Source organism: Sabulicella flocculans (genome assembly GCF_045449635.1).
Classification (GTDB): Bacteria; Pseudomonadota; Alphaproteobacteria; order Acetobacterales; family Acetobacteraceae; genus Roseococcus.
In genome coordinates this window covers 1-1464 of record NZ_JBJJBR010000052.1, presented here as the reverse complement: position 1 = coordinate 1464, position 1464 = coordinate 1, and the positions used below count along the sequence as shown (strand labels likewise).

Genomic DNA, 1464 nt, shown 5'->3' with positions numbered 1-1464 from the left:
GCGCTCGACGAGATCGGCAGCACCATGCGCGACGCCCTGTTGAACTGGCCGGCGCGCGTGTCAGGGCTGATCGCTGCCGAGATCAGCGTGGACCCGCATTTGCTGCAGACCATTTTGCAGAGCCATATCAACGACCTTCTGACGGAGGCCGCCGATCGCTTCGATCCCGCAGGTCTCGACGGCAGCGCCGCCGGCTGAAATCGGGCCGCGCACGCGCAGCCACGTCCGTCGTCGCGTCGGCGCCATGCTCCGCCCGCCGCCGCAGCTCACCGTCTCGGAATGGGCCGAGCGCCACCGGATGCTCGGCAGCCGCGCCTCCGCGGAACCCGGCCCGTGGCGCACCAGCCGCACGCCCTACCTCAAGGACGTGATGGACGCGCTCTCGGCGGTGCATCCCGCCCGCCGGGTCGTGTTCATGAAAGGGGCCCAGGTCGGCGCGACCGAAAGCGGAAACAACTGGCTCGGCTACATCATGCACCATGTGCCGGCGCCCGCGCTTGCCGTGCAGCCGACCGTGGAACTGGCCAAGCGCTTCTCCCGCCAGCGCATCGACCCGCTGCTGGAGGAGACACCGGCCCTCAAGGAGCGTGTCGCCCCGGCCCGCGCGCGGGACAGCGGCAACACGATGCTGTCGAAGGAATTCCCCGGCGGCATCCTGGTGCTGACGGGCGCCAACAGCGCGGTCGGGCTGCGCTCGATGACAGCGCGCTTCCTGTTCCTCGACGAGGTGGATGCCTATCCCGGCGACGTCGCCGGCGAGGGTGACCCCATCGCCCTGGCTGAAGCTCGCGCCCGCACCTTCGGCTGGCGGCGCAAGACCTTCCTGGTCAGCACGCCCACCATCGCCGGCCGCAGCCGGATTGAGCGCGAGTATCTGGCCTCCGACCAGCGGCGGTTCTTTGTGCCGTGCCCGGCATGCGGGGAGATGCAGTGGCTGCGGTTCGAGCGGCTGATTTGGGAGAAGGGCGCGCCGGAGACAGCGCGGTACCACTGCACGGCCTGCGACCATCCGATGGCCGAGCATGACAAGACCGCCATGCTCGGTAGCGGCGAATGGCGGGCGACGGCCGAGAGCCAGGACCCGCACACGGTCGGCTTTCACATCTCGGCGCTGTACTCGCCCGTGGGCTGGCTGTCCTGGGCGCAGATCGCGCGCGATTGGGAGGCGGCGCAGGGCAAGCCAGAGGACATCAAGACCTTCAAGAACACCGTCCTCGGCGAGACTTGGCAGGAGCAGGGCGAGGCGCCGGATTGGGAGCGGCTGGTCGAGCGCCGTGAGGATTTCCGGATGGGCGTGGTGCCCGCCGGCGCGCTGGTGCTGACCGCGGGCGTGGACGTCCAGGACGATCGCCTCGAATGCGACGTGTGGGGCTGGGCGGAGGGGTTCTCGTCCTGGCTCGTCGATCACGTGGTGATCCCCGGCAGCCCGCGCGACCGGGAGCCCTGGGACGGACTGGCCAAGCT

1 protein-coding gene and 1 pseudogene are annotated in these 1464 nt (G+C 69.9%); both read left to right on the top strand.

What is annotated here, in order from left to right:
* Positions 1–198, top strand: a pseudogene (locus ACI6QG_RS19530) (hypothetical protein); the annotation flags it as partial.
* 46 nt (positions 199–244) lie between these two features.
* The coding region (locus ACI6QG_RS19525) for a phage terminase large subunit family protein (protein ID WP_407026252.1) at positions 245–1464 on the top strand (1220 nt) is incomplete at its 3' end.